1 pseudogene is annotated in these 341 nt (G+C 64.8%); it reads left to right on the top strand.

Annotated features, from left to right (window positions below):
• Window positions 1-341: pseudogene (locus L692_RS33115) on the top strand (cobyrinate a,c-diamide synthase); the annotation flags it as partial.

Below are 341 nucleotides of genomic sequence, written 5' to 3'. Positions count from 1 at the left end.
AACAAGTGCGGAAGCCGGGGACACTACCGGCTGGTCAAATCCGCGATTGAACAGGAGTGCGGCATTCCGGTCGTCGGCGGGCTTCAGCGGGACGGAGGACTGGACATTCCCGAGCGCCATCTCGGTCTGGTTCCGGCCATTGAACGGGGAGAGCTGGACGGTTTGTTTGACCGGGCGGCCGATCTGGTGGAGGGCGGCGTGGATATCGAGTCGGTGCTGTCCCTTGCGGGAACGGCTCCGGCGCTTGCCTGGCCGAAGGAACGGCTGTTCAGCGGCGGGCCATCCCTGAGCCCAGGGCCGATAATTGCCGTCGCCCGGGACGCGGCGTTCAATTTCTACTA

It is taken from the genome of Paenibacillus forsythiae T98 (assembly GCF_000520735.1).
Classification (GTDB): domain Bacteria; phylum Bacillota; class Bacilli; order Paenibacillales; family Paenibacillaceae; genus Paenibacillus_AQ; species Paenibacillus_AQ forsythiae.
This window is presented reverse-complemented; position numbering and strand designations above follow the sequence as displayed.